This window comes from Bacillus sp. 5mfcol3.1 (assembly GCF_900114335.1).
Classification (GTDB): domain Bacteria; phylum Bacillota; class Bacilli; order Bacillales; family Bacillaceae_G; genus Bacillus_A; species Bacillus_A thuringiensis_S.
In genome coordinates, this window is sequence record NZ_FOST01000002.1 from 358,087 (window position 1) to 381,465 (window position 23,379).

Sequence of the window (23,379 nt, forward strand, 5' to 3'; positions counted from 1 at the left end):
TTAAAAATAGTATATAATAATAAGAGTCGTCTTTTAATAGAATGAATAAAAAGGAGGGTGTGCAGATGGGGATTAGTAGTCGTTTTACAGTAGGTGTTCATATGCTGACATTACTTGCGATAGATCGAAACTCTCGCTGTACCTCTGAATGGATTGCCGGTAGTGTGAATACAAATCCAGTTGTGATTCGTCGCATTACAGGAATGTTGAAGAGAGCAGGACTTGTTGATGTACAAGCTGGTAAAGGTGGTACGACACTTGCTCGAGATTTAGAAGAAATTACATTACTTGATGTATATAAAGCAGTGGAAGTTGTAGAAGAAGGACAGCTATTTTCCTTCCATGAAAATCCCAACATTGAATGTCCAGTAGGAGCTAATATTCAATCAGTATTAGAAATTATTTTAATGCAAGCGCAAGAAGCGATGGAAAACGTGCTTGCAAATGTAACGGTAGATCAATTAGTTACAAATTTAAAGTCTAAAATGAAAGAATAAAAAAGCGAGCTTCCTCATAATGAGGGCTCGCTTTTTTTTATTCAGAAATATTGAAAATTCTATTTTTCAGTATTTAAAATGAATTTACCTACGATAGCTGCGAAGATACCACCAAGAATTGGTGCTACGATGAATACCCATAGTTGAGAAAGTGCTTCTCCACCAACAAATAAAGCTGGTGCGATACTACGAGCTGGGTTAACAGATGTTCCAGTTAACGGAATTCCTAATAAGTGGATTAAAACTAATGTGAAACCAATTACTAGTCCAGCTAAAGAAGAACTTCCTTTTTTACCTGTTACAGCGACGATAACTAAAATAAATACGAAAGTTAAAATGAACTCAACTAAAAATGCTCCAGATAAACCAAGAGTTCCGAAACCATTTTGTCCTAAATTATCTAAAGGTGTTTTAGCAGATTTTAAAATTGTTACTAACGTTGCAGTTCCTAATAAACCACCTAAAATTTGAGCTAATACATAATAACAAAGTTCCATAGCGTTCATGCGTTTGTTGATGAACATAGCTACTGATACTGCTGGGTTAATGTGACATCCAGAAATTGTTCCGATGCTATATGCCATAGCTACAATAGATAAGCCGAAAGCCATAGCGATTCCTAATGTTCCAATTCCTTCGATTCCGCCGCCAGTGACAGCTACTCCAGTTCCGAATAATACAAGTACAAAGGTACCAATAAATTCAGCGATTGCTTTTTTTAACATAATTTACCTCCTATTAATGCGCATGAAACGTATTATAACATACGTTTTAGTATAAACAGCCAATGAAATACTATTCTGATAAGGCAAAATAGGGGGACAATAAAAAAGAGTATGGTTCATCTCTATAGAACCATACTCTTTTTTTATGCTGGTTTTTTCTGTTTAACGGCTGGAATAGATCGGTTTAAAATACTATTTGCAACCATTCCTAACATAATAATAATCATTCCAAGTAGGGAAAGCCCGCCAGGAAACGAACCATTCAAGAAAACAATTTCTCCAAGTACGGTAAAGACCATCGTTCCAGCTTGTGTTGCTTCAACAGCTCCAAGTAAAGCCAGGTTATCTTTTGCTAAGTCAGTAGCAAAGAAAAATGTCATCGTTGCAATAACGCCGGAACATAATGCTAACAAAAATCCTTGAAGCATTTGGCTAGATGTTGGAATACCCGTAGTAGAAAATCCGTATACACCAAGCAAAATTGTTATAGGAAGACTTCCAATTGCCATTCCTAATACACGTTGGAACGTATCAAGGCGTCCGCCAACAAGCTCCATCATTTTTCGGTTACCGAACGGATATAAGAAAGCGGCTAATACGACAGGTAAAAAACCTGAAATGAACTGAGTCATTGTAATATGGCCTGCGGCAGTTGCTTGCATACAAATTACACCAAGTAAAATAAATAAAGCAACATATAAGCTACGAAGTGGAATTTTTCCACGTACAAGTTTCGTACCTGATTTTGTTTCTATTTTCACAAAAAATAGTGGTGATAGTAGTAAACCAGCTAAAATCGTAACTTGCCAAGTTCCAGCAACGAGCCAAGCTGGAGAAAAGACAGCTGCGAAACTTAATAAAGAATAAAAACCAATACCGGCAACAGAACCCCATCCGATCCACGCCAATGGATGTTTTTTTAACTCTTCCCATAATCCCCTAAAGTTTTTGCGAAATAAAACGATAAGGAATAAAATAGGGAGAGCAAATAAAAAACGGAAGGAAGCTGTCCAAGCCCAGCTCGTTCCAGATACATTCATTGCTCTATTAATAATAAAGGTTGCAGAAAAAAAGGCCGATGATAAAAGACCTAATAAAATTGCGCGCATGAAGTATAGCACTCCTTTCGAAAATAAATAATTATGTATATTATGATATACTTTAATTGAATAAAAGTAAACTATTTTATACTTTGAGGTGGTTTTATATATGAAAGAAAATGAAGATATGCAAACGAAAGAAGTCATTCAACAAGTTGGACAGTTATTGAGACAAATTCGAAATGAACAGAAATTAAGTTTAGAAGAATTAGCTCATAAAACAGGAGTTAGTAAATTAACATTAGGAAAGATCGAAAGAGGGGAAACAAATCCGACGCTAGCTGTCATTTGGAAAATAACGAAAGGGTTATCAATTCCTTTATCTAGATTAATGGTTTTTGGAGAACCAGTAGCCGTTGCGCGCTGTGGAGAAGGATTTGCAGTAGATGTAGGACAAGCATGGCATTTAGAAACGATGTTCCGTTATACGAAAGGAACAGGGATGGAAATGCACCGTGCTTGTTTACGATCAAATAGTATATATGAACCAGAAGCTCATCATGAAGGTGCGATTGAGCTTGTAACGGTAATGAAAGGGAAAGTGTCTATTCAAGTGGAGAATGATGTATATGAATTAAATGAGTTTGATTCCATTCAATTTGAAGCGAATAAGAAGCATATTTATAAAAATGACGAAGAAGAAGTGGCGGTATTACATTTAACGATGAAATATTCTTCATGAAAAAATCCCCTATAGAAAAATCTATAGGGGATTTTGTATACACTATGCTCAAATATATGAAAGAATGTTATTAGTAAGAGCGTGGCATAAGTAATAAACAAATAAAATAAACTAAAAACCCCGTCCCAAAACATAAAACTGCAATGACCCAAAGTATGCGAATGAGAGTAGAGCTAATATCAAAATATTCTCCTAAACCACCGCATATACCAAATAGCATTTTATCAGTTTCGGATTTACATAATCTTTTTGACATCTTCCAATACACTCCTTTTTATAGCAAACTCTATACTTCTATTCTATATGGAAATCTATGAGGAGACTATGAGGTTGTATGACATTTTTTTAGGGAACAGTCATATTAATTGTCTTAATTTTCAGTTGACATTAAAATTATAGTAAGAGGTAACTTTTAATAAAGGGTGGGGAAATAGAGATGACGGTATATTGGTTGACTAATGTAACGCTTGAATCGGGGTATACATATGAAGAGGGGAGAATTTCAAAAACAGAAACAGAGTTATGTAGTTTACTTATTGAAGAGGGACGAATTAAAAAAATTATAGCAGGGACTGTTCAAGAGGAAGGGGTACTCATTCTTGATGCTAATCGTTTATTAATTTTGCCCGCTTTCGAAGAGATGCATATTCACATTGATAAGACATATTATAGTGGTCCTTGGAAAGCTTGTATGCCAGCAGAAAGTATTTTTACACGTTTTAATGAAGAAGAAAAAATTTTACCAAAGCAATTAGCGACTGCCCAAAATAGAGCGGAAAATATGCTAGAGTTACTACTGCAAAATGGTGCAACGAATATTAGAACGCATTGTAATGTTGATCCAATTATTGGGCTTGGTAATTTGGAGGCGACGTTAGCGGCATTAGAAACATATAAAAATCGAGTGTCTAGTAGAATTGTTGCGTTTCCGCAACATGGATTATTGCGCAGTAATTCTGTGCAACTCGTGAAAGATGCGATGCGTATGGGTGCTCATCTAGTCGGAGGCGTAGATCCAGCTACAGTGGATAATGACATTGAAAAATCATTACATACAATTATGGATATCGCAGTAGAATTTAATGCGGATGTTGATATTCATTTGCATGATGCGAATAATCTTGGAACATTTACGATGAAGAGATTGGCAAGTTTAACAGAAGAAGCAGGATGGCAAGGTCGTGTAACAATTAGTCATGCACTTGGACTTGGTGGTGTTACTGATAAAGAGGCTGAAGAAGTGGCAGAAAGACTCGCAAATGTAAATATTGATATTACTTCAACGGTACCAATTGGTAAACAAGTAATCCCAATTCCGTTATTAGATAAAAAAGGTGTTAAGGTTTCATTAGGAAATGATAGTATTACAGATCATTGGTCACCGTTTGGAACAGGTGATATGCTTCAAAAGGCGAATCGATTAGCAGAGCGTTTTGGGTGGAGTGACGAAAGGTCTTTAGGAAAAGCACTTCGCTTTATTACAGGAGGAAAAGAAACGTTAAATAATGAAGGGAAGCGAGTATGGCCGAATGTAGGGGATGAAGCGAGTTTTGTTTTGACAAATGCGACATGCGCTGCTGAAGCAGTAGCGCGTCAAACAGAAAAACGTTTAGTCGTGTATAAAGGAAATATTGTTGTTGGAAGTTTAAATGAGGTGGAATTAAATAATCTTGTGTAGAAGAATCGTTTAAATATTTTGAGGGGGGTTCTAATGGTAAGTCTAGAACTCTTCTTTTTTATTCTTACAATATATTTTTTATAGGAAAGCTAGAAGGGATGAAAATTTTGGACAATCAACATAACCAAAATCATATTATGGGAACTTTGCAATGGTTTATATTTTTATTAGCAAATTCAATCGCACTACCAATTGTCGTTGGCGGATTATTTCATCTTACGACGGAAGAAATATTTTATTTAATGCAGCGTACGTTTTTTGTAGTTGGTATATCTTCTTTTTTACAAGGCTGGCTTGGGCATAGACTGCCAATTGCGGATGGGCCGGCTGGATCTTGGGTTGGTGTATTTACCGTACTTGCTTATGCAACGGCCGGACAGGATCAATTACATAGTACACTGCAAATTTTAGAATTAGGAATGATAATCTCCGGTGTTCTTTTAATAGGATTAGGAGTAACTGGTTTTATAGGACGTATTTTATTTTTATTTACGCCGCTTGTGACAGGGACGTTTTTACTTTTATTATGTTTACAATTAAGTGGTGTATTTTTAAAAGGAATGTTAGGAATTACAGCTACTATTTCTCAAATCGACGGATTTACAGCAATGATCGCGTTTAGTATATTTTTGTTCGTTATTATACTATCTAATTTCGGAAAAGGCTTTGTCAAAAGTTATGCAGTTTTAATAGGATTAATTAGTGGGTGGATTATTTTTCTCATTGCAGGAAAAGTGACAATCCCATCTCAAGTAACTCATTTTGTGCAACTTCCACATATATTTGCTTGGGGACTTCCGAAATGGAATACAGGTATGGCTGTGTCAAGTTTCGTTATGGTATGTATTTTAGTTTCGAATACGGTGGCAGCTATTATAGCAATTAATCAAGCAACTATTCATAAAGCGACTATTGAACAAAAACAGTTGAAAGATGGAACATGGGTTGGGGGGATTTCACATATCATCTCTTCTGTATTTTCAACTGTAGGTGTCGTTCCGTTACCAGCAACGGCAGGATTTATACGTTTAACAAAACAAAAGTATATACGATCGTTCTTAATGGCATGTGCGTTACTAGTCGTAATGTCTCTTTTTCCAAGTATTATTCGTTACTTAGCATCTTTACCATCTGCTATCGCATCGGCTGTTTTAATGGCTTCGTTCGTACAGTTAATTGGAATTGGATTTAATAATATAAAACAAGTGCCGATGAGTGAAAGGAATGTAACGATTTTAGGCGTTGCAGTATTATTTGGCAGCGGCGTTATGTTTTTACCGTCTGGAGCACTCCAATCCTTGCCGTCTGTTATGCAATATATATTCGGTAATGGTTTATTTGTAGGTACGGTTGTAAGTATATTGCTAGAACAAATATGGCGCGTTGGAAAGTAAGTGGATAAAAAGAGTGTACGCACTGTATAAAAGTCTAAAATAACATAGGAAATAAAGCCCATTTTCATTCACCACCTGCACATTTCGTTCATACAATATCTTGACTAAATAAACACCCAACTTACACATACACAGCTCTGGCTTAAGCAAGGAGGGTTATACCAGTTGAAGGAAAAAGCGTATCAATCTAAACCTTTACTCACAAAGAGAGAAAGAGAAGTATTTGAATTACTGGTTCAAGATAAAACAACGAAGGAAATTGCAGGTGAACTTTTTATAAGTGAAAAGACAGTTCGCAACCACATCTCAAACGCAATGCAAAAGCTAGGGGTTAAAGGACGTTCACAAGCAGTTGTGGAGCTTCTTCGTATGGGAGAGCTCGAACTATAAGAAAGCAGCCGACTTTTATACAAAGAGTCGGCTATTTTTTTGTTTGCTTCACTTGCTATATGAATGATAAGAACACTCCATACATAAATAGGTAATAAGGAGGGGATATGTTGAAAAGGATACTGTTAGTTTCAACAAGTGCTCATGATATGAATGGACACCCGACTGGTTTGTGGCTTGAAGAGCTCGCAGCTCCTTATCATTTATTTAAAAAGGCTAAGTTTGATGTTGATATTGTGTCAATAAAAGGCGGGAGAGTACCTATAGATAGAGTGTCTATTCCGAATGGTATACCTCGTGAATTCAAGCACGTAGCTTCTTTATTGCAAAATACAAGGCCGATTTCAAATGTTCATTTTTCGGATTATGATGCGGTTTTATTTGGTGGTGGGCACGGGGCGATTGTAGATTTTCCAGGTAATCCATATGTAGCAAATTTGATTGAGAATATGTATAAGAATAACCGGATTGTAGCGGCTGTTTGTCACGGAGTAAGCTCCTTAGTCGGTGTGAAAAATAAGGATGGCTCGTTTTTTGTTGCCGGTAAGCGTATAACAGGTTATACAAACGATGAAGAAAAAGCTGTACATTTAGAAAAGCGCGTTCCGTTTTTGTTAGAAAGTAAGTTGAAAGAAGAAGGAGCTTTGTTTTATGTAGCGCCTAATTTTACGCCGCATGTGGTAGTAGATGGGCATTTAATTACAGGGCAAAATCCACAGTCTAGCGTGGAAATAGGTAAGGCTATAAAAAGGGCTGTAAATAAATTATAGAAAAAGTACCCGCTACTAACAAAGGTAGTGGGTATTTTTATCCTAAAATTCCCCCTCAAAATTGGTTTGTAACCGTCCAGTTGGTGATAATGGATTCTAGTTCTCTATGTATAGTATATGAAAATGTAATAAACTAAAAAAGCATAATGAGTATAATAACTTCATTTATAATCATTCGTGAATTTGCTATACTATTTTGTATGGACAAAAGGGGAGGCTCTTTTAAATGAGAAAAGTCGCATGTGCAAATACTTATATTAATAAAATAAAGCCCGTTATTAGAAAGACGAGTTTTAGCCAATTGAAAATAGATGAAATTGCGAAATATATGGATATTAGTAAAGCTACTTTATATAAACGTTTTTCTTCGAAAGATGAAATTATTGAGGCGGTAGTAGAGGATTTTATGAATTATCTACTCGAAGGTGATGCGGACAATCAAGATGAAAGCATGTCTTTTGCAGAACGTTTCCAAAAGACGTTTATCCACTCTTTAAAATGTGTGACATATATTTCGGATGTTTTTTTGCAAGATTTGAAAGAAGCATATCCGCATTTGTCAGATCAATTAGTCGCTGCACAACAAAATCGTAATCATAATTTGCAAATGTTTTTTGAAGCGGGTATGGAACAAGGTTATTTTAATAAAATGAATGCACAATTATTTATGGTACAAGATGATGTGATGTTACGACGTATTATAGATCATTCTTTTTGTATTCAGTACGATATTACTTTAAAGAAAGCGATATTTGATTTTTATCAATTAAAGAAGTATCAACTTTTTAAACCAGAGTATATAGAAGCAATTGATGATTCTGAAATTGAAAAAGAAGTTATTGCTATTTTGCAAATGATTTCGTAAAAAAGCAGATCTCCCTTAGTAGAGGGGAATCTGCTTTTTTAGTACATATTATTTTTGCAACTGTTTTAATACTAATTCGGCTACTGAACCACCTGAAGCTGGGTTTTGACCAGTGATAACACGATTATCTTCTAGAGCAAAAGCTTCCCAAGGCTGTGCAGCTTTTTCGTAAAGTCCTCCATTTTTAATGAGTTCATCTTCTGTTAAAAATGGAACGAATTGATCTAATTCAGCTAATTTTTCTTCTTCATTTGAAAAGCCTGTTACCTTCTTACCGCTAATTAAACGATCCCCATTACTTAATGTAATATGAAATAAACCAGCTGCTCCATGACAAACGGAAGAAACAATACCGCCGTTTTCATAAATATTGCGGCTAATATTTTGAAGTTCTTTATTTTCTGGGAAGTCCCAAATAACCCCGTGACCACCTGCGTAATAAATAACAGCGTAGTCTTCTGGATTCACTTCACTTGGTTTCATTGTAGAACCGAGGCGATTCATAAACTCTTTCTTTTGGTACCATTCCCAATCGATGCTCTCCGCCATTGCTAAACTATGTGGATCAATTGGTGTATAACCGCCTTGTGGACTGACGTAATCAACTTCGTAACCCGCTTCTTCTACTTTTTTTACGAAATGTACAGCTTCACCGAGCCAAAGTCCGGTAGCCCTATTTAAATTTGGGTATTTTTCTACGCTTGTTAATACAACTAACATTTTTTTCTTCATCATAATCCTCCTATAATGTCTCTTCTATATAAAAGTTCTGTGTTCGTTTCATTTTATTAAGTTAAAAAATGCAAATTTGAATAATCATGCCAGTCCTCCTTATATCAGCTTCGAAATTAGTGTATAATAACTTTTGAACAAAGTAAACTAAAAAGACTAAATTAGTTTACTTTGTATGTTTTTCGTTGACAAACTGTAATGCTGAAACTATGATAGTTCCATGAATATCGAACAATATACGTGTTTCGTTTCGAATTCAATTTATCGCGCGATAAATTAGCACCATTTATACATTTAATGAAGTTGTTTAGTGGTGATACAACATTTAAATAACTTCATTTTTTTATCTATAGTTTGACAGTTTTAAAATTGCAATCAGGAGAGTGTTACACATGGGGAAAGATATAAGTAACCATTCGAAATGGTTTGTTTTTACATTATGTTTTATTGTTTTGTTAGGACCGATGAACGCTGTGTTATTTAATGTAGCGCTAGAGGATATTGCCAATGATTTATCAATTAGTCAATTGAAAGTAAGTTGGGTTGTAGTAGGGTATTCTTTAGTCGTCGGTATCGGTTCGATGATATATGGAAAACTGGCTGATCGTTACAGTGTAAAAAGGCTATTAATTATTTCTATTATCATATTTGTAGCGGGTTCTATTGTTGGGTTTTTGAATCAATCTTATGAGATTATCATTTTCGCAAGGTTAGTGCAGGCGAGCGGAGGAGCAGCGTTTATTGCGCTTAGTATGATTGCGGTGGCGAAATTAGTTGCTCCAACTAAAAAACCGGGTGCGTTAGCAATGATTAGTTCTTCTATTGCATTAGCGGTTGGTATTGGACCTTTAGTTGGTGGGGCAATTACAAATACGTTAGGGTGGCCGTATTTATTTTTATTTATGGTTATTTCAATGGTTGGTATTTTCTTGCTCGTAAAATTTATGCCAGAAGAGGTGCAACATACCGATGAAGTGTTTCACTTTGATTTCATTGGAGCAGTTTTATTATTTGTATTGATTACGACCGTTTTATTAGGAGTGAATATTAATAGTTGGCTTTTTTTGTTATCTGTTGCTTTCCTATTTTTATTCAAGGCTCATATGAAGAGAGCAGAGTTGCCGTTTATTGATATTGAGTTGTTTACAAATAAACCATTACTGCGTTTAATAGCGGTCGGATTTATCATTAATGTGGCGTTATGTGCTAGTTTATTATTATTACCATTACTGTTAGGAAGAGGGCACGGATTGTCTCCGTTCGTTATTGGAATTGTATTGTTTGTTGCATCTCTCTTTGGTATTGTATCTAGTTTTATTACCGGAAAGATTATTCCTGCGTTTGGGAATGTGAGGATGATGTATGTAGCGTCTGTAGTTATGATCATTGGCTTTTTAATTTTAGGGATTATTCCAGACGGGAACTTACTCTTTATTTTATTTGCGGTTATTTTAACATTTATGAGTTATTCGGCAATTCAAGTATCATTAAACACATTTATTCCGAAAACATTAAATCCAGCTAAAGTTGGAGTTGGCCTTGGTTTATATAATTTAATTAACTTTTTCGGTATGGCATTCGGACCAGCTGTAGCAAGCAAAATTATGGAATCTACAAATAGTTATCGATTGAATTTTATTTTGATCGTCATTTTAATTTCTGTTCATTTCGTCTTATTAATGGGAATGTCTTCTTTTCAAAAAAAGATGGATCAATGAATATGCACTTTATATAGAAGAAACCGACTTTCTTATAGAAGGTCGGTTATTTTTCTATCTTGCAAATTATGAAAAAAAGGAGCAAAATAAAAAAGGTCCTAGTCTATACATGGGCAAATGAAAATTTTCATACAGAAGCATTTGAAGTGAGCGAACTTAAAGTGTGTAAAATATAATGATAAACATAAAAGATGATGAATGAGAAAACGGGTGATGAAGTTGAATAGAGCAATCGGTGTTATCGATTCAGGAGTTGGCGGTTTAACAGTAGCGAAGGAATTAATTCGTCAGTTGCCGAAAGAGCGTATCATATATTTAGGAGATACAGCACGTTGTCCTTATGGTCCACGTTCTCGAGAAGAAGTACGTCAATTTACGTGGGAAATGACGGAGCATTTACTAGATTTAAATATTAAAATGTTAGTTATTGCGTGTAATACAGCAACTGCAGTTGTATTAGAAGAGATGCAAAAACAATTACCAATTCCAGTAGTAGGAGTTATTCACCCAGGATCACGTACAGCTTTAAAAGTGACAAACACGTATCACGTTGGGATTATTGGAACGATTGGAACGGTGAAAAGTGGTGCATACGAAGAGGCGTTAAAGTCTATTAATAACCGTGTTATGGTAGAAAGTTTAGCTTGTCCACCTTTCGTTGAACTTGTAGAGAGTGGGAATTTCGAAAGTGAAATGGCGTATGAAGTTGTAAGAGAAACGCTGCAACCACTGAAAAGTACCGATATTGATACACTTATATTAGGGTGTACACACTATCCAATTTTAGGACCTGTTATTAAAAAAGTAATGGGAAATAAAGTACAACTAATTAGTTCTGGTGATGAAACAGCACGTGAAGTAAGTACAATCTTATATCATAGTAAAATGTTGAATGAAGGAGAAGAACAAAGCGATCATCTCTTCTTAACAACGGGAAAAATAGGCTTGTTTAAAGAAATTGCATCAAAATGGTTCGGTCAACCGATTGAAAATGTGAAGCATATTCATTTAGAAAAAGAATAATAGTAGAATTCATATAGGTGAGCTCCTGAGAAATCAGGAGCTTTTTGTTTTATCTTGCTATTTGCTGGGCAGTTAGACTCTCCACTGATTAAAGTTTCACTTTATAAGAGGCACAGCTTGTTCTAAAATGTGAAACGGCTCGTATACATAATAGTACAAACTTAGATTTTAGGGGGGAATGGCATGCCTAAATCCACTTTTAAATGGGTTGTTGGTGCTACTGTGAGCGCTGTTTTACTAACAGGGTGTGGCTTTATAAATCAGGAGAAAGCAACTGAACAAATTGATCCGCCAAAACAAGTTACGTATACAGAGGGTGGGAAGAAAGAAGTAGCTAAAAAAGATAAGCAAGGGCAAATGGTAAATAGAGAACTATACCTTGTTGATAAAAATGGTTATGTTGTACCACAAACGTTAGCTATACCTACTCCGAAAGCAAATGAGACTGTGAAGCAAACGTTAGAATACCTTGTGAAAGATGGACCGGTAACGAATTTATTACCGAATGGGTTTCGTGCAGTCATTCCGGCGAATACAACGATGACTTTAGATTTGAAAAAGGACGGGACGGCAGTTATTGATTTCTCTAAAGAAATGAAAAACTATGCGAAAGAAGAAGAGCGTCAAATCATTGAATCTATAGCGTGGACGTTGACGCAATTTACAGAGATAAAACAAGTGCAGTTCCAAATAAATGGTGAGAAATTGGCGAAGATGCCGGTTGCTGGTACACCGCTTGGTGAAGGAGTGAGCCGTGCAAATGGTATTAACTTCGATGATGAACAAGTAGCAGATGTAACGAATACAAAACCAGTCACACTGTATTTTATGGCGCAAAATAATAATAAACAGCAATACTACGTACCAGTCACACGCCGCGTTGCGGAAGGAAAAGAAAATGATTATGCAGCAATTATAGATGAACTTGTAAAAGGTCCGATTCATCAATCGCTCCTGAATGATTTTAATCCAGGCGTTAAGCTTATTACGAATCCGAAATTACAAGACGGAAATCTTACATTAAACTTTAATGAAAATATATTTGTAAACCCAGATAAAAATATGATCTCAAATTACGTATTGAAGTCGTTAGTTTTATCTTTAACAGAAAAGAAAGGTGTGAAAAATATTTCTATTGAAGTGAATGGAAAAGCAAATCTTATAGATGAAAAGGGCGGAAAGTTAATAAAACCTGTAGATCGTCCAGAAAACGTGAATACAGGTAGTTTTTAATCTTGAATAATTTGATATACTTAAGTAAGAAAGGAGAATTGCTTTTTGGGTTCTCCTTCTTTTATTGTATACATATCATACATTTAAATTTGGCTATACTAACGAGTAGTAATTAAGAGGAGGTTATTTTTATGCGAGTAGATGGTAGAGAGAAAACAGAATTACGCCATATACATATTCATACGAATTATTTAAAACATCCAGAGGGATCTGTATTAATTGAAGTTGGGGATACAAAGGTGATTTGCTCAGCGACAATTGAAGAGCGTGTCCCGCCATTTATGCGTGGAGAAGGAAAGGGCTGGGTAACAGCTGAATATGCGATGATTCCACGTGCGACAGAACAACGTACAATTAGGGAGTCAAGTAAAGGGAAAGTAACAGGACGTACAATGGAAATTCAACGTCTAATTGGACGAGCATTACGTGCGGTAGTTGATTTAGAAGCGCTTGGCGAGAGAACAGTTTGGATTGACTGTGATGTTATCCAAGCAGATGGTGGAACGAGAACAGCGTCTATTACAGGTGCATATGTAGCGATGGTATTAGCTTTCGAGAAATTATTACAAGCAGAAAAAGTATCTAAAATTCCAGTAAAAGATTATTTAGCAGCAACGTCAGTAGGAATTGTTGAAGAGCAAGGTGTTGTTTTAGATTTAAACTATGCAGAAGATTCTAAAGCAGACGTTGATATGAACGTAATTATGACTGGAAAAGGCCAATTTGTTGAAGTGCAAGGAACTGGAGAAGAAGCGACGTTTAGTAGAGCGCAGTTAAATGAACTACTTGATGCTGCGGAAAAAGGCATTTTCCAACTGATTGATATACAAAAAGAAGCTTTAGGTGACATCGTATCTCATATAGAGTAGAGGTGGAAAGTATGAAACAAGTTGTTGTAGCGACAAAAAATATGGGAAAAGTACGTGAGTTTGCTGAGTTATTTGAGCGATTTGATTTAGAAGTGAAATCATTACACGATTTTCCTCATATTGAAGAAGTCGAAGAAACTGGTGAAACATTTGAAGAAAATGCGATCTTAAAAGCGGATAGTTTGAGTAGACAGTTGAATTCTATTGTAATTGCGGATGATTCGGGTCTTATTGTAGATGCTTTAAATGGAAAACCAGGAGTGTATTCAGCGCGTTTTGCTGGTGAACCGAAAAATGACCAAGCAAATATCGATAAAGTGTTACAAGAATTAAATGGCGTTGACTTTGAAAAGCGTAAAGCTCGTTTCTATTGTGCATTAGCAGTTGCTTTCCCTGAAGGTGATAAAAAGCCTGTCATTGTAAATGGGACATGTGAAGGATTTATCTTAGAACAACGCCGCGGAGAAAATGGCTTTGGATACGATCCGATTTTTTATGTGGAAGAATACAAAAAAGCAATGGCGGAATTAAGTTCAGATGAAAAAAATGCTATTAGCCATCGTGGCCGTGCTCTTCGTAAGTTAGAAGAAAAAATCCCGGAATGGTTTTTAGGAGAATAAGGGAGAGAGAATGATGAAAGCTTTAATCGTAAGCGATAGTCATAGCTCTGTGAAGGAATTACAGCAGTTGAAAGAGAAATATGAAGGGAAAGTAGATATCATGATTCATTGCGGTGATTCAGAGCTAACGCCTGCTCATGAAGAACTGCAAGGTTTCCATGTTGTAAAAGGAAACTGTGATTATGCTAACTTTCAAGATGAAATTGTAACTGATGTAGATGGAATTCGCTTCTTAGTAGTGCATGGACATCGCCATAATGTGAAAATGACATTACAAACACTAGCGTACCATGCTGAAGAAGTGGGAGCGCAAGTTGCATGCTTCGGACATTCTCACGTATTAGGTGCGGAATTAATCGAGGGCGTTTTATTTATTAATCCAGGCAGTATTTTATTACCACGTCAGCGTGTAGAAAAGACATTTGCTTTATTAGAAATGGATGAAAATCAAATAGAAGTTCGTTTTGAAACGTTAGACGGACAACTAGTTGAACAAGCAGTTTTTAAAAGAGGATAAGAAAATTTATCCTCTTTTAAAAAAGGTGTTGACTTTATGTGTGGTTATACATATAATAAATATTGTCGATAGGGCAATGGCGCTAACGAAGAAAAGAAAATAACATATGCGGGTGTAGTTTAGTGGTAAAACAAGAGCCTTCCAAGCTCTGGTCGAGAGTTCGATTCTCTTCACCCGCTCCATGTCCCAGTAGCTCAGCCGGATAGAGCATACGCCTTCTAAGCGTACGGTCGGGAGTTCGAATCTCTCCTGGGACGCTAAAAAAACCTTGTTATCTTTTGATAACAAGGTTTTTTGTTTGTCTATAAATTGATGTATGTGCAAGAGGTTTAAAAATATTATAACGGGATATATGATAATGAGTATATGCAACAGATTAAAGTGCATTAAAAAGAGCGCTTAAAAACGCTCTTTGCTAGTCAGTTATATTATTTGTTTGTTCAGGCTCATCAAATGGTTTATGCACGTATTGAAAACCATATCCAGATTCTCTTAATTGTTTATTTACAATATTATCAAACTCTTTACCATTCTAGTACGATTGAGCAGCAGTTATCGGAACTTATCCCCGGCAGTGTGTTACAATTAATAGAAGCGGAAAACGAGAATCTCCAATTGACTGGACCTGTGATTGGTTAGAGGGTTTAAGAAGGTCGTATAAAAAAGGGAGATGGCGCAAAGATGGCGAGATCAAATGAGAATGATTTAACGGAGAAATTGGCAGAAGGTCACCGGAAATATGGTGATGGCAATTTTACAGTACAGAACATCGGTGATGAAACTAACCCGAATTGGACTGTTGTAAAAAATGTGAGGAAGGGATCGGCAGGCATTCGCGAAGGAGAAGATATATTAAGACTGCGATCCAAATATATAAAATAGTACGGAAATGGGCGGAGCGGGAGTTCGAATCTCTCCTGGGACGCTAAGAAAACCTTGTTATCTTTTGATAACAAGGTTTTTTGTGTATTTAAAATTAGTTGTTAATAAACTTGTCAAAGACAAAACCATAATCTTTCACATTATATTGTTTCTTCGTATCAACAAGCCAGTTAAAGGCAATCTCGTTCATTTCTTTAAATTGCTCTGCTAAGTTTACTTGTGCGTTTGAAATACGGCTAAAGGCATTAGATGCCATATCTAAACTTTTATGTGCATATTGTAATGTAATATCGTTGTCGTATGAAATTTCTTCGATTTTAAGTAAAGCCTTATATAAATCTTTTAATTCTTCAATATGTTTTTTATGAACATCAATTGAGTAATGTTCATCGCCCATTTGAAACTTAATTTCTACATCTAAATCAATCGTTCCTGCAGTTTCAAGTGCTACGTTTTTAATTTGATATTTGCTATAACTAAAGCGGCGTAGTGTACGTTTTTTACTTGTTGCGCTTGTACCGTCTAAGTGAATTAACCCTTTGTTTGTGAAGCAATATTCATCTGATTTGGATTTAATTAGAAAGTAAATTTTCTCCCCATCTTCATGCATCACATAATCATCAGCATCGACCTTATCATAGTCTTTAGGTGTAATGACAGAACCTACATCGCTTAGTCCTAATACATCTGCCGCCATTTTTTTAAACATATATAATCCCCCTTGTAAATTAAATTCTTAATTGTACAAAAATATATTAACACGATTTTCACCAGTTGTTTTCTTGTAATACGAAAATATCTGAAAGTAAGTTAAGAAAAGTAACGAATAATTATTTTGATTCTAAATTATTTAGTAAATCTATTAATTTAAGAGTCGATTCGTTCAAAAATAACTAAAAGAAAAAAGTTGATTTTATAAGTAATTATAGAGAAATTCCGTGAAAGCACCTCAAGCGATATGAGGTGTTTTTCAATCTCTTTTTGAAATCTTACAATTCTGTAAGGTAACTGTAAGGTAGTTCGATGGTAAGAAATTGCTAATCTTTTATAATGAAGATAACAACGATAAAACAAGGAGGAAGAAATGATGAAAGGATTAGTTGTAACGGGCTTAACGGTTGCTTTTGGATTTGTAGCGTATGAGAAATTAACGTATGTAGTTGATGTTGTGAAACATTTGATCGCTTAGAGAAAACAGCCATGAGAGGGAAAGGGAATGAGTGAATGAATGGAATGGTTATTTGGAATTATAGGTACTTGTAGTGTAGTGTTATTGTTCTTTGTCCCAAGTGGTATACTTAGTTCGACAACAAGTTTGTTCTTCTTAAGTTTGTTTGCTTGTACGATGCTTATTATTATGTTTTTAATGAAGCGAAGTAAACCAATCTTCTATTTTAGCATGATTGTTATGGCAATTATTGTTCTCCAAATTATTACCCTTGTAATATACCCCACAATTATAAAAGCTTTCCATTAATGATGAATCCTCTGCGCTTGTTGCTGGGGATTTTTATTTGTACAATTTTAATTTTTAGTAGAAATTTATTCGTATTGGAATGTAAAAATTAAATATTTTTATATTTCAAACAAATAGTTTAGGGATGTTGTGTTCTCATTACGCATTTGATATATTTACTTTGAACATAATTAAAATCAAGAAAAAGAGGCGGACGTATGGATAAAAAAGAAAATACGGTCGTATTGTTTCCACAACTATCAGAGCGCTATATTGATGAAGGTTTTTTAGCGCTGAAAGAGCGGGAATTCGAAGATGCATTGCGTTGCTTTGAAATATTACGTCAGTATAATGCGGAAACGGAACAAACGGAATTAGCTTCAGTTATTTGTTTACTCGAATTAAAACGTATGGAAGAAGCGAAAGACAAATGTGAACAGTTGCTTAAAACAGGAGTTGTCTTATTTGGTGATATTCTTGAAACGTACGTAACTATTTTAGTTCAAACAAATGATTATGAAGGTGTTATTGAAACTGTTGAAAAGGTTTTACAAACGAAAGATATAATGCCTGATCAAAAGGAAAAATTAGCGCAGCTTGCTTTATTTGCAGAAGGTATGCTAAATGAGGGAGACGCATCGCTAGTGGATTCAAATTTTGAATTGGATGAGTTTACTAATGAAATTTTTGGAGAAAACTTTGGACAGAAGCTAAGAGCGATTCAGCGACTTTCGTTAAAAGACTTAGATCTTGCATTACCTGTTTTAAAGAAATTTTTAATAGACGAAGAGCAGCACCCCTATTTGAAAACTTCTATTTTGTATAAAATGATAGAAAGTCAGGTAGAAGAAGAAATAGAGGTAGAAAAGTTTGGAAATACGATTAAGGTGATTCCAGCATTTACAGGTCATAATGAGGAGCAATCCAATAACATTATACATAAATTATCAAGCCGATTAGAGCAAAATTATCCCGATATATTTGAAGCAATGGTTACATATTGGAAAGAGTTGCAAATTAGCGTTTTCCCATTCGCTCTATTAATGGATAAAGAAGAGATTTGGTCAGCTGTTTTAGAGAGAATTGGAAGAAAGCGTTTCGGATTGGCTATAGATGAAGAAGAGCTTATGGCAGCATATAATATCGAATTGGAAGAGTTTCATATTGCCTATCAATGGTTATTACGTGTTGAAAGAGAAGGATATTTGCCCGTATAATTATGAAAAAGAATCGTTCAGTTCTTGAAACGAGCATATTCTATGTTATAATGTAAGGGTTGCAAAAGGCAGAAATCTGCCTGTTTGTAAGAGAAGAGAAGTGTAATTCTCTTACTTAATATGTTTCATATTATTCTCGAACAAAATATACCGTAGTTGTCTTCTGGGCAATTAGTAGATTGGAACATTATATCTGAAAGCTTTTGCTAGAGGATTATTTGTGTATTTGTTATTTCAAAAAAGAGATAATGAAGATCTTAATCTATAGAGGTATGTGCATACATTATTATAGTTGGAGGGAAAGAATAAATGTCTACAAAATGGGAAAAATTAGAAGGTAACGTTGGCGTTTTAACAATCGAAGTTGATGCTAAAGAAGTAAACAACTCTATCGACGCTGCGTTCAAAAAAGTAGTAAAAACAATTAACGTACCAGGTTTCCGTAAAGGAAAAATGCCTCGTCCATTATTCGAACAACGCTTTGGTATTGAATCTTTATACCAAGATGCTTTAGATATCATTTTACCAAAAGCATACGGTGAAGCGATCGAAGAAGCTGGTATCTTCCCAGTTGATCATCCTGAAATCGACATCGAGAAGTTCGAAAAAAATGCTAACCTTATCTTCACTGCAAAAGTTACAGTGAAACCTGAAGTTAAATTAGGTGAGTACAAAGGTTTAGCAGTAGAAAAAGTTGAAACAACTGTAACTGACGAAGATGTAGAGAACGAATTAAAATCTTTACAAGAGCGTCAAGCTGAACTAGTTGTTAAAGAAGAAGGAACTGTTGAAAACGGTGATACAGCTGTAATCGACTTCGAAGGTTTCGTTGATGGCGAAGCATTTGAAGGCGGAAAAGGCGAAAACTACTCTCTAGCAATCGGTTCTGGTACATTCATCCCAGGTTTCGAAGAGCAAGTAATCGGTCTTAAATCTGGTGAGTCTAAAGACGTTGAAGTATCATTCCCAGAAGAGTACCATGCTGCTGAATTAGCTGGCAAACCAGCAACATTCAAAGTAACAATTCACGAAATCAAAACAAAAGAACTTCCTGAGTTAAACGACGAGTTCGCTAAAGAAGCAGACGAAGCGGTTGCAACTCTTGATGAATTAAAAGCAAAACTTCGCACAAACTTAGAAGAAGGCAAAAAGCACGAAGCTGAGCACAAAGTACGTGACGAAGTAGTAGAATTAGCTGCTGCTAACGCTGAAATCGAAATTCCAGAAGCTATGATCAACACTGAGTTAGATCGTATGGTTCGTGAATTCGAGCAACGTTTAAGCCAACAAGGTATGAACCTTGAGCTTTACTACCAATTCACAGGTACTGACGCTGACAAATTAAAAGAGCAAATGAAAGAAGATGCACAAAAACGTGTAAGAATCAATCTTGTTCTTGAAGCTATCATTGAAGCTGAAAACATCGAAGTTACTGAAGAAGAAGTAACTGCAGAAGTTGAAAAAATGGCTGAAATGTACGGTATGCCAGTAGACGCTATCAAGCAAGCTCTTGGAAGCGTAGACGCTTTAGCTGAAGATCTTAAAGTGCGTAAAGCTGTAGACTTCTTAGTAGAAAACGCTGCATAATAAAATAACAAGGCACGATTTTAATCGTGCCTTGTTTTATAAATATAGAAATATATTTATAAAACTTTTCGATGGAGAAGGAAAAGTTCCTTTACAAGTCGAATATACATATTTCAAAAGTTTTAAAATTTTTTTATTTGTACATAACTAGTCATATTATTTGTATTTCTCGCCACGTAGTGACATAATATGTATTTACATACGATACATTTATCGTGTACATACGAAGGCAAGAGGTTAGCACTTTGTAAGGGGTGTGAAAATATGTTTAAATTTAATGATGAAAAAGGGCAATTAAAATGTTCTTTCTGTGGTAAAACACAAACGCAAGTTCGAAAGTTAGTAGCAGGTCCAGGTGTTTACATTTGTGACGAGTGTATCGAACTTTGTACTGAAATTGTACAAGAGGAGCTTGCGAAGGACGAAGAAGTAGAATTCAAAGATGTACCGAAACCGGTAGAAATTCGTGAAATCTTAGATGAGTATGTCATCGGGCAAGATAGCGCGAAAAAAGCACTAGCGGTAGCGGTATATAACCATTACAAACGCATTAATTCTAACAGCAAAATTGATGATGTAGAATTAGCGAAGAGTAATATCGCACTTATCGGGCCAACAGGTAGTGGTAAAACATTACTTGCACAAACGTTAGCGCGTATTCTAAATGTTCCATTTGCAATCGCGGACGCAACATCTTTAACAGAAGCTGGATATGTTGGGGAAGATGTAGAAAATATCTTACTAAAATTAATTCAAGCAGCTGATTATGATGTAGAGAAAGCGGAAAAAGGAATCATTTATATTGATGAGATTGATAAAGTGGCACGTAAGTCCGAAAATCCATCAATTACACGTGATGTATCTGGTGAAGGTGTGCAGCAGGCACTTCTGAAAATTTTAGAAGGTACTGTAGCAAGCGTTCCACCTCAAGGTGGTCGTAAGCATCCGCACCAAGAGTTTATTCAAATTGATACAACGAACATCTTATTCATTTGTGGTGGAGCGTTTGATGGCATTGAGCCGATTATTAAACGTCGCCTTGGTGAGAAAGTAATTGGATTTGGTTCTGAGAAGAAAAATGCTGATGTAAATGAGAAGCATGTTTTATCTCACGTATTACCAGAGGATCTTTTAAGATTTGGTTTAATTCCAGAGTTTATCGGTCGTCTTCCAGTTATTGCGAACCTAGAGCCACTTGATGAAGATGCTCTTGTTGATATTTTAACGAAACCGAAAAATGCACTTGTTAAGCAATTCCAAAAACTATTGGAGCTTGACGATGTTGAGTTAGAGTTTGAAGAAGGTGCACTAATCGAAATTGCGAAAAAAGCAATTGAACGTAAAACGGGTGCTCGTGGACTTCGTTCTATTATTGAAGGCTTAATGCTTGATGTAATGTTCGAACTTCCATCTCGTAAAGATATCGAGAAGTGTATTCTTACAAAAGAAACAGTAGCTGATAATGAACCGCCAAAATTGGTGTTACAAGACGGTACTGTACTTGATACAAAAACATCTGCATAATGCGAAAGGGAAACAGCAATTTTTATAATTGCTGTTTTTCTTTATGTTTAGCTACGTTCCTCCGCGGAAATACTAAGAGATAAAATATTGCGGGAGGAAATAAATAATGAGCTGGACAAATATATTTTTAGTTGTTCAACTTGTTTTTGGTGTAATTGTCGGATTATATTTCTGGCATTTACTTCGAAATCAACGAACACAAAAAGTTTCAATTGATCGAGAATCGAAAAAAGAATTAGAACAGCTTCGTAAAATGCGTGAGATTTCTTTAACAGAGCCGCTAGCAGAAAAGGTGCGTCCTACAACCTTTTTAGATATTGTAGGGCAAGAGGACGGGATTAAGTCCTTAAAAGCGGCTCTTTGTGGTCCGAATCCGCAACATGTAATCATATATGGTCCGCCAGGTGTTGGGAAAACAGCGGCAGCACGTCTTGTATTAGAAGAAGCGAAACGAAATCCTAAATCTCCATTTCGTACGAATGCAACATTTATTGAACTTGATGCGACGACAGCTCGGTTTGATGAACGTGGTATCGCAGACCCTTTAATTGGTTCGGTGCATGATCCGATTTATCAAGGTGCTGGGGCGATGGGGCAAGCAGGTATTCCGCAACCGAAAAAAGGTGCTGTAACAGATGCGCATGGTGGTATTTTGTTTATTGATGAGATTGGCGAACTCCATCCGATTCAAATGAACAAAATGTTAAAGGTGTTAGAAGATCGAAAAGTATTTTTAGAAAGTGCGTACTATAGTGAAGAAAATACGATGATCCCAACATATATACATGATATTTTCCAAAAAGGCTTACCGGCAGATTTTCGCTTAGTTGGAGCAACGACACGTTCGCCAGAGGAAATTCCTCCTGCTATTCGGTCACGTTGCTTAGAAGTATTTTTCCGTGAATTAGATACGGAAGAGATTCAAAAAGTAGCGAAAAACGCCGCGGAAAAAGTGGAAATGCAAATAGGTGAAAATGGTATTGAAATGATTGGGATGTATGCAAGAAATGGACGAGAGGCGATTAATCTCGTACAAATTTCTGCTGGTATGGCGATAAATGAAGAACGTTCTTTCATTAAAGATGAAGATATAGAGTGGGTTGTTCACTCAAGTCAGCTTACGCCGAAATACGAAAAGCACATTTATCCGATTCCAAGGATTGGTCTTGTAAATGGTCTTGCTGTATACGGACCAAATACAGGAGCGTTATTAGAAATTGAAGTAACAGCAATTCCGGCGAAAGATAAAGGATCGGTAAATGTTACCGGAATTGTAGAAGAAGAAAGTATTGGTAGTCAAACGAAATCGATTCGCCGTAAAAGTATGGCAAAAGGCTCTGTTGATAATGTATTAACAGTACTTCGTTCTTTAGATGTGTTGCCAGAAGGATACGATATACATATTAATTTTCCAGGTGGTATCCCAATTGATGGACCTTCTGCAGGAATCGCTATGGCAACAGGTGTATATTCTGCGGTGCATCGCACATATGTAAATAATGAAGTAGCGATGACAGGTGAAATAAGTATACACGGAGAAGTAAAGCCTATTGGTGGCGTGTACGCAAAAATAAAAGCTGCGAAAAAAGCGGGAGCTAAGAAAGTCATTATTCCTGCTGAAAATATGCAACCATTTTTGTATACGATAAAGGGAATCGAAATTATTCCTGTCCGTAAATTAAAAGAAGTATTTGAGTTAACGTTTATGCAAGAAAATATGCATAGAGAGCTAGATGTACATACTAACGTAGACGAAACAGATGCACAATCTATGTAAAAATAAACAATAATAAAATTTGCCAGACTTCGTTTAAGTTTGTATGCTTAATCGGAGTCTTTTTTCTTTTCGTGAGGTAGAAAAACAAGCTATTTACAATTGCGAGGAATCTCAGCAATTGCA

Annotated in this window: 24 protein-coding genes and 2 tRNA genes; 21 read left to right on the top strand and 5 right to left on the bottom strand. The window is 35.8% G+C overall.

Going from position 1 to position 23,379, the window contains the following annotated elements:
* The first annotated feature begins 65 nt into the window (after positions 1-65).
* Positions 66-497: an Rrf2 family transcriptional regulator gene (locus BM089_RS11115; RefSeq protein ID WP_000512998.1), complete on the top strand. Its 432-nt coding sequence runs from the start codon at positions 66-68 to the stop codon at positions 495-497.
* Between the two features lie 59 nt (positions 498-556).
* On the opposite strand, the gene BM089_RS11120 is transcribed toward BM089_RS11115, so the two are convergent.
* A complete protein-coding gene (locus BM089_RS11120) occupies positions 557-1,222 on the bottom strand; it encodes an aquaporin (RefSeq protein ID WP_000913213.1) in 666 nt (221 codons plus the stop codon).
* 143 nt (positions 1,223-1,365) lie between these two features.
* A complete protein-coding gene (locus BM089_RS11125; protein ID WP_090976979.1) occupies positions 1,366-2,331 on the bottom strand; it encodes a DMT family transporter in 966 nt (321 codons plus the stop codon).
* A gap of 100 nt (positions 2,332-2,431) precedes the next feature.
* Here BM089_RS11125 and BM089_RS11130 point away from each other — a divergent pair, with 100 nt between their 5' ends.
* Entirely contained in the window at positions 2,432-3,004 is a 573-nt protein-coding gene (locus BM089_RS11130; protein WP_090976981.1) for a helix-turn-helix domain-containing protein, read from the top strand.
* A gap of 70 nt (positions 3,005-3,074) precedes the next feature.
* On the opposite strand, the gene BM089_RS11135 is transcribed toward BM089_RS11130, so the two are convergent.
* A complete protein-coding gene (locus BM089_RS11135) occupies positions 3,075-3,260 on the bottom strand; it encodes a PspC domain-containing protein (protein WP_000044337.1) in 186 nt (61 codons plus the stop codon).
* 180 nt (positions 3,261-3,440) lie between these two features.
* Between BM089_RS11135 and BM089_RS11140 the strand changes: the two genes are divergently transcribed.
* From BM089_RS11140 to BM089_RS11160, 5 genes are all read left to right on the top strand, one after another.
* Positions 3,441-4,682, top strand: a complete 1,242-nt coding sequence (locus BM089_RS11140) for an amidohydrolase family protein (RefSeq protein ID WP_000219588.1) — start codon at positions 3,441-3,443, stop codon at positions 4,680-4,682.
* Between the two features lie 98 nt (positions 4,683-4,780).
* Positions 4,781-6,076 (top strand): purine/pyrimidine permease, encoded by a 1,296-nt coding sequence (locus tag BM089_RS11145; protein WP_016512274.1) that lies wholly within the window; start codon positions 4,781-4,783, stop codon positions 6,074-6,076.
* Between the two features lie 165 nt (positions 6,077-6,241).
* The gene (gerE, locus tag BM089_RS11150; RefSeq protein ID WP_000659484.1) at positions 6,242-6,466 is read left to right on the top strand and encodes a spore germination transcription factor GerE; all 225 of its coding nucleotides are present in this window, start codon (positions 6,242-6,244) and stop codon (positions 6,464-6,466) included.
* A 107-nt stretch (positions 6,467-6,573) separates the two neighbouring features.
* The gene (locus BM089_RS11155; protein WP_090976983.1) at positions 6,574-7,236 is read left to right on the top strand and encodes a type 1 glutamine amidotransferase domain-containing protein; all 663 of its coding nucleotides are present in this window, start codon (positions 6,574-6,576) and stop codon (positions 7,234-7,236) included.
* Positions 7,237-7,462: 226 nt separating this feature from the next.
* On the top strand, positions 7,463-8,101 hold the full coding sequence (locus BM089_RS11160) for a TetR/AcrR family transcriptional regulator (protein ID WP_016512276.1): 639 nt from the start codon (positions 7,463-7,465) through the stop codon (positions 8,099-8,101).
* Positions 8,102-8,149: 48 nt separating this feature from the next.
* Here BM089_RS11160 and BM089_RS11165 read toward each other — a convergent pair whose 3' ends face one another.
* Entirely contained in the window at positions 8,150-8,833 is a 684-nt protein-coding gene (locus BM089_RS11165; protein WP_071729569.1) for a type 1 glutamine amidotransferase domain-containing protein, read from the bottom strand.
* 392 nt (positions 8,834-9,225) lie between these two features.
* Between BM089_RS11165 and BM089_RS11170 the strand changes: the two genes are divergently transcribed.
* The 9 genes from BM089_RS11170 to BM089_RS11220 all read left to right on the top strand — a co-directional run bounded on the left by BM089_RS11170 (position 9,226) and on the right by BM089_RS11220 (position 15,695).
* Positions 9,226-10,551: an MFS transporter gene (locus BM089_RS11170; RefSeq protein ID WP_090976984.1), complete on the top strand. Its 1,326-nt coding sequence runs from the start codon at positions 9,226-9,228 to the stop codon at positions 10,549-10,551.
* Between the two features lie 213 nt (positions 10,552-10,764).
* Complete coding sequence (racE, locus tag BM089_RS11175; protein WP_016512279.1) at positions 10,765-11,574, top strand: glutamate racemase; 810 nt, start codon at positions 10,765-10,767, stop codon at positions 11,572-11,574.
* Positions 11,575-11,757: 183 nt separating this feature from the next.
* Positions 11,758-12,807 carry a spore germination protein GerM gene (gene gerM, locus BM089_RS11180; RefSeq protein WP_001126743.1) on the top strand — a complete coding sequence of 350 codons (1,050 nt, stop codon included), beginning with the start codon at positions 11,758-11,760 and terminating at the stop codon, positions 12,805-12,807.
* A 131-nt stretch (positions 12,808-12,938) separates the two neighbouring features.
* The gene (rph, locus tag BM089_RS11185) at positions 12,939-13,676 is read left to right on the top strand and encodes a ribonuclease PH (protein WP_001261762.1); all 738 of its coding nucleotides are present in this window, start codon (positions 12,939-12,941) and stop codon (positions 13,674-13,676) included.
* A gap of 11 nt (positions 13,677-13,687) precedes the next feature.
* Positions 13,688-14,296, top strand: a complete 609-nt coding sequence (locus tag BM089_RS11190) for an XTP/dITP diphosphatase (RefSeq protein ID WP_000815949.1) — start codon at positions 13,688-13,690, stop codon at positions 14,294-14,296.
* A gap of 13 nt (positions 14,297-14,309) precedes the next feature.
* Entirely contained in the window at positions 14,310-14,813 is a 504-nt protein-coding gene (locus BM089_RS11195) for a metallophosphoesterase (RefSeq protein WP_090976986.1), read from the top strand.
* 108 nt (positions 14,814-14,921) lie between these two features.
* Positions 14,922-14,995, top strand: a tRNA-Gly gene (locus BM089_RS11205).
* Between the two features lies 1 nt (position 14,996).
* Positions 14,997-15,070 (top strand) — tRNA-Arg (locus tag BM089_RS11210).
* A gap of 424 nt (positions 15,071-15,494) precedes the next feature.
* A complete protein-coding gene (locus tag BM089_RS11220; protein WP_000124460.1) occupies positions 15,495-15,695 on the top strand; it encodes a hypothetical protein in 201 nt (66 codons plus the stop codon).
* A 94-nt stretch (positions 15,696-15,789) separates the two neighbouring features.
* On the opposite strand, the gene BM089_RS11225 is transcribed toward BM089_RS11220, so the two are convergent.
* The gene (locus BM089_RS11225) at positions 15,790-16,404 is read right to left on the bottom strand and encodes a PH domain-containing protein (protein WP_000473868.1); all 615 of its coding nucleotides are present in this window, start codon (positions 16,402-16,404) and stop codon (positions 15,790-15,792) included.
* A gap of 519 nt (positions 16,405-16,923) precedes the next feature.
* Between BM089_RS11225 and BM089_RS11235 the strand changes: the two genes are divergently transcribed.
* From BM089_RS11235 to lonB, 5 genes are all read left to right on the top strand, one after another.
* A complete protein-coding gene (locus BM089_RS11235; protein ID WP_001983650.1) occupies positions 16,924-17,172 on the top strand; it encodes a hypothetical protein in 249 nt (82 codons plus the stop codon).
* A 197-nt stretch (positions 17,173-17,369) separates the two neighbouring features.
* On the top strand, positions 17,370-18,368 hold the full coding sequence (locus tag BM089_RS11240) for a hypothetical protein (protein WP_000358255.1): 999 nt from the start codon (positions 17,370-17,372) through the stop codon (positions 18,366-18,368).
* Between the two features lie 309 nt (positions 18,369-18,677).
* Positions 18,678-19,955, top strand: coding sequence for a trigger factor (gene tig / locus BM089_RS11245; RefSeq protein ID WP_000105215.1), 1,278 nt, complete (start codon positions 18,678-18,680; stop codon positions 19,953-19,955).
* A gap of 264 nt (positions 19,956-20,219) precedes the next feature.
* Entirely contained in the window at positions 20,220-21,479 is a 1,260-nt protein-coding gene (clpX, locus tag BM089_RS11250; protein ID WP_000472289.1) for an ATP-dependent protease ATP-binding subunit ClpX, read from the top strand.
* A 106-nt stretch (positions 21,480-21,585) separates the two neighbouring features.
* Positions 21,586-23,256: an ATP-dependent protease LonB gene (gene lonB / locus BM089_RS11255; RefSeq protein ID WP_000119173.1), complete on the top strand. Its 1,671-nt coding sequence runs from the start codon at positions 21,586-21,588 to the stop codon at positions 23,254-23,256.
* Positions 23,257-23,379: the final 123 nt, after the last annotated feature.

Coding starts and splice junctions, on each gene's coding strand:
- BM089_RS11220 (WP_000124460.1), top strand. CDS start 15,495: ATGGCGAGATCAAATGAGAATGATTTAACGGAGAAATTGGCAGAAGGT.
- BM089_RS11160 (WP_016512276.1), top strand. CDS start 7,463: ATGAGAAAAGTCGCATGTGCAAATACTTATATTAATAAAATAAAGCCC.
- tig (WP_000105215.1), top strand. CDS start 18,678: ATGTCTACAAAATGGGAAAAATTAGAAGGTAACGTTGGCGTTTTAACA.
- BM089_RS11140 (WP_000219588.1), top strand. CDS start 3,441: ATGACGGTATATTGGTTGACTAATGTAACGCTTGAATCGGGGTATACA.
- lonB (WP_000119173.1), top strand. CDS start 21,586: ATGAGCTGGACAAATATATTTTTAGTTGTTCAACTTGTTTTTGGTGTA.
- BM089_RS11240 (WP_000358255.1), top strand. CDS start 17,370: ATGGATAAAAAAGAAAATACGGTCGTATTGTTTCCACAACTATCAGAG.
- BM089_RS11130 (WP_090976981.1), top strand. CDS start 2,432: ATGAAAGAAAATGAAGATATGCAAACGAAAGAAGTCATTCAACAAGTT.
- BM089_RS11115 (WP_000512998.1), top strand. CDS start 66: ATGGGGATTAGTAGTCGTTTTACAGTAGGTGTTCATATGCTGACATTA.
- BM089_RS11135 (WP_000044337.1), bottom strand. CDS start 3,260: ATGTCAAAAAGATTATGTAAATCCGAAACTGATAAAATGCTATTTGGT.
- BM089_RS11190 (WP_000815949.1), top strand. CDS start 13,688: ATGAAACAAGTTGTTGTAGCGACAAAAAATATGGGAAAAGTACGTGAG.
- BM089_RS11155 (WP_090976983.1), top strand. CDS start 6,574: ATGTTGAAAAGGATACTGTTAGTTTCAACAAGTGCTCATGATATGAAT.
- BM089_RS11195 (WP_090976986.1), top strand. CDS start 14,310: ATGAAAGCTTTAATCGTAAGCGATAGTCATAGCTCTGTGAAGGAATTA.
- BM089_RS11225 (WP_000473868.1), bottom strand. CDS start 16,404: ATGTTTAAAAAAATGGCGGCAGATGTATTAGGACTAAGCGATGTAGGT.
- BM089_RS11120 (WP_000913213.1), bottom strand. CDS start 1,222: ATGTTAAAAAAAGCAATCGCTGAATTTATTGGTACCTTTGTACTTGTA.
- BM089_RS11125 (WP_090976979.1), bottom strand. CDS start 2,331: ATGCGCGCAATTTTATTAGGTCTTTTATCATCGGCCTTTTTTTCTGCA.
- gerM (WP_001126743.1), top strand. CDS start 11,758: ATGCCTAAATCCACTTTTAAATGGGTTGTTGGTGCTACTGTGAGCGCT.
- BM089_RS11165 (WP_071729569.1), bottom strand. CDS start 8,833: ATGAAGAAAAAAATGTTAGTTGTATTAACAAGCGTAGAAAAATACCCA.
- racE (WP_016512279.1), top strand. CDS start 10,765: ATGAAGTTGAATAGAGCAATCGGTGTTATCGATTCAGGAGTTGGCGGT.
- rph (WP_001261762.1), top strand. CDS start 12,939: ATGCGAGTAGATGGTAGAGAGAAAACAGAATTACGCCATATACATATT.
- clpX (WP_000472289.1), top strand. CDS start 20,220: ATGTTTAAATTTAATGATGAAAAAGGGCAATTAAAATGTTCTTTCTGT.
- BM089_RS11235 (WP_001983650.1), top strand. CDS start 16,924: ATGGAATGGTTATTTGGAATTATAGGTACTTGTAGTGTAGTGTTATTG.
- BM089_RS11170 (WP_090976984.1), top strand. CDS start 9,226: ATGGGGAAAGATATAAGTAACCATTCGAAATGGTTTGTTTTTACATTA.
- BM089_RS11145 (WP_016512274.1), top strand. CDS start 4,781: ATGAAAATTTTGGACAATCAACATAACCAAAATCATATTATGGGAACT.